The organism is Bacteroidales bacterium, from assembly GCA_018334875.1.
Lineage (GTDB): Bacteria > Bacteroidota > Bacteroidia > Bacteroidales > UBA12077 > JAGXLC01.
This window is the reverse complement of sequence record JAGXLC010000421.1, coordinates 1-3,517: the sequence shown is the minus strand read 5'-3', so window position 1 is coordinate 3,517 and position 3,517 is coordinate 1. Positions and strand designations below refer to the sequence as shown.

At 41.1% G+C, this 3,517-nt stretch carries 4 protein-coding genes; all 4 read right to left on the bottom strand.

Annotated elements, in window-relative coordinates:
* On the bottom strand, window positions 1–844 hold an 844-nt coding region (locus KGY70_19180), incomplete at its 3' end, for a hypothetical protein (GenBank protein ID MBS3777325.1).
* A gap of 3 nt (window positions 845–847) precedes the next feature.
* Window positions 848–1,762, bottom strand: coding sequence for a sulfotransferase (locus KGY70_19175; GenBank protein MBS3777324.1), 915 nt, complete (start codon window positions 1,760–1,762; stop codon window positions 848–850).
* A gap of 17 nt (window positions 1,763–1,779) precedes the next feature.
* A complete protein-coding gene (locus KGY70_19170) occupies window positions 1,780–2,907 on the bottom strand; it encodes a glycosyltransferase (GenBank protein MBS3777323.1) in 1,128 nt (375 codons plus the stop codon).
* A gap of 8 nt (window positions 2,908–2,915) precedes the next feature.
* Window positions 2,916–3,517, bottom strand: a 602-nt coding sequence (locus tag KGY70_19165) for a sulfotransferase (protein ID MBS3777322.1), incomplete at its 5' end; no start/stop codon positions are given.

The following is a 3,517-nucleotide window of genomic DNA, read 5'->3' as shown; positions in this document are numbered from 1 at the left end:
GTACACCCACTTCACAGCCATCCTGAATTAATTCTTCAAACAGCTCCCGGATACGGGGATCATCTATCCGGTAAAAAGAATGTTGATCCTTTCTAACTTTGGGAAGGAAATAAAACACCGAATGCATACCAAATTGCTTTTCAATACGACGCAAGGCACCAAAATTCCAGTGCAGGTTCTTTCGGTTGAAAAACGAGAGCATACCGGCCAAATGACAGAAGAACACCTTTCTCCTCTGAGAAAAATTCCTTTTCGAAGGAACCAAACCCAGAAAGATCTTCAGCCGGAAAATCAATTCATAGATGTTATAGGTGCTGAGTTGGTCTATATCATGGGTGAGCATCAAACCCCATTTTTGAAACAAATGCTTTCTTGCAAAAGAAATGCCATTTAACCGGCAAAACTGCTCAATGCCTTCGGCCAGCTTCTCAAAATAATAGTTGACAATGGGTTTATGGGCAACATTCAGCCTTTTCTGAATGGAACAAGAATAAGGAAATCTGCCATGTTCGTCTCTTTCTTTGCTGGCAACTTCCTGGTATCCGGAAAGCAAATAAAATGACGATTTAAGTATGTCGTGGTTAAAATAAACCTGTCCGTTTTCGATACGATAAAATCTACCCTGTCTGCTTATCGGGAAAAAAACAGGAATATTCTCTATCACGATGATTTGAGTAATATTCAGAGGTTCCCTTGATAATGGCATATGAATGCCGAAACCTGTATCTGCCTCATCATTCTTTTGAAAAATTAAATGTGATATGATCTCATCGGTCAGTTCAATTACCGATCCTAGATGGAACAGCACATAATCGATCTTGTTTTTTGAAAGATATCCTTCCATTTTCTAATACTGCTCCCATTCACTTAAATCAATTCTGGTTCTTTGAGCTGCCCGGCTCCAGTTTTTGTTTTTTCTTTTGAAAATCTGCCGGGGCGGCTTAAGGTTACTTGTCCCCAATACCCTGACATTCTCAGGTAAATTCATGCCTACACAATCATATATCCTTTCAAGGGTCTGGGCGGGATGCGTGCATAACTCCTCATGTTTAACGCTCATGAAATTATCGCCGAAATACGCCTGGCCATCCTTGACGATCTGATCATTGATGATTTTCCACAGGAGCATCACTTTTTCAAAAGCTGGTGCACCTTTAAATGAATGATATCCCTGCCATTCATCAATGATCACATTGATCATGTTTTCAGCACTCCAAAAATTGAACCCCTTCTTTACCTGAAAGAAAAATGCTCTTTGATACCGTCTTTTTACCCTGTGCCGCAGCCTGATGAATTTATCTTTGGGTTCCTTGGAACCAATGACATGAGAAAACGCTATTCTTCTGGGATCTTTCAAAATATGAATTACCCGGGCATCAGGAAATATTTTATGCATCTCTGGCAATTTGTTAAATAACCGGACAAATTTAAAAAGGGTATAGGTATTTTCCGATGCCAAATATTGCAGATATTGACTGTGTATATCCGGAATACTACGGTTCATCTCTTTCCTGAGATCTGTTGGAGCTCCAAGGTTAAAGATCTCCGGGGTTTGTTGCGGATCATACTGCTCTAGAAATTCTTTCCTTCTTTGATTCAACTTATCCATAAATGAAACCTTTCTCAACCCGCTACCTCCGCCAATGTCTTTCTTCCCAAAGGCAAAGGGCTCATAATAAGCATCAAATCTTTGGTCTTCATAGAACAAATCATACAATATGGTTGTTCCGCTCCTTCTCATTCCTGTTATGATCACTTCCATACCTGTGGTTTTTATGTTCAATATCGGTCCAATATCTGTGTGAACTCCTGTCTGAAGCGTTCCGATTGATAACTACGGATATGTTCAGCCAGGTGATCATATAGGTCACTCAAATCCTCGTTCATGATCTTCTTAAAGATCCTAACAGCCTGTTGGTGATTTTCATACCTAAGGTCATCCCGAAAAACAATTTCTTTCTGTCCGCCAGAATTGTGGGTGACTGGAATGCAACCGGCTGCTATCCCCTGAACGGTGGTTATTCCAAAAGGTTCATTCTTGGTGGTGTGCAGGAAAAAACGAGATGCTTCCAGTTTTTTTACCATCTCAGAAAATGGCAAATCCGGGCATAGTTCAACATTTTCAATGTTCCGGGATGCTACATAATCCTTACATTTATTATAATAGGCATTGTGTTTGCCGGCAAATCCCATTATAACAAACTTTAAATCAGGCAATTTCTCCGCCATCTTGATTTGCTCAAACTGCCGCTTGGCTGATGAAAATCGGCCGATAGTAGCTACCTGGTTGGCCTTTTCCCGGTCCGGATGAAATTCCTCCACATCCACCGGTGGATAGATCACCTCCACATCTTCATCGCGGATGTTAAAATTGGAAATAATGGCCTGTTTGGTAAATCGAGAGTTGGCCACATACAAGATGTTGCTGCCAATAGAACTGCTTTTATAAAGCAACCCCGATATAAACCGGTCCACCTTTTCCGCCATCCTAATGGTACATTTCTTCGCGGATTTCTTTCCATCCGTATGTAAAGTCATATTTTTTCTGATACGATCCAAACGAGGATAATGAACATAAGAAATTACCCAATGTTTTTTAGTCAACAGCGTTTCAGTATTGTTGCTGTTGATCAGAAGGTCATACTTTTTCCCATGCCTTCGGGTCAGGTAATTAAACCACAACCTACTGGTTTCCGGTGTTTTGTGAAGAAAGTCGAAGGGCAGTTGCCTAATCCGAAAATCCACGGATTTTTGATATTTTTTTTGAATGTCTTCCGGAGTCAACGCCATATCAAAAGTCAGTATATCCGGAACAATGCCCATATCATTCAAAACAGAAACTAACTCATTGATGACCACCATCCGCCCACCCGATATAATTCTTTCCTGTGCGATTGCTACTTTCATGGTATGTATTAGATTTTATATCCATACTGTCTTGCCAGATCACCTGCGATCTGGTCCACCTGCCTTTTTTCCTCTTCCTTCCATTGGGAAAAGGGTTCCTTAATTGTGGTCTTCTGGACGTTTACCCTTTTACTGAGTTTTTTCCTGATAAATGAGGGGCGAACATCTGCCTCGAGAAACCGGGTCAGCGCATGAACCTTATCCACATCCAGTGCATTGAAATTGATGGTCATGAAATTCTCTGCATCAAGGTCCTGTTTGAATTCTTCAATGAACTGATTGGTTTCTCTCCAAAGCCAGCTGATCTTCTGAATCTGGGGATAAGATTCCCATTGTGCCTTTTCACTTCCACTCACCGGCACGATTCTTTTTATATCATCGCTGCCGCTCCCCGTATAATAATTCCGGTTGATACCAGAGCGAACAAAATCACCCGGATGCCTTTGAATGTGCACAAATTTGGCCCGGGGAAACAATTCACGAAGTACAGGTGCAAAAAAAGTAATATAGTTATTGGTTTCGATAATCCTCCTGGAACATTTATAGGCATATCTCAGGTAGGATTCGCGACCGCTGAGATAAATCTCCCTGATCAAAGATTTGTTCTCCT

Bases quoted from the DNA above. Each gene is read 5' to 3' on its own strand.
- KGY70_19175 (MBS3777324.1), bottom strand. From the start codon at position 1,762: ATGGAAGTGATCATAACAGGAATGAGAAGGAGCGGAACAACCATATTG.
- KGY70_19170 (MBS3777323.1), bottom strand. From the start codon at position 2,907: ATGAAAGTAGCAATCGCACAGGAAAGAATTATATCGGGTGGGCGGATG.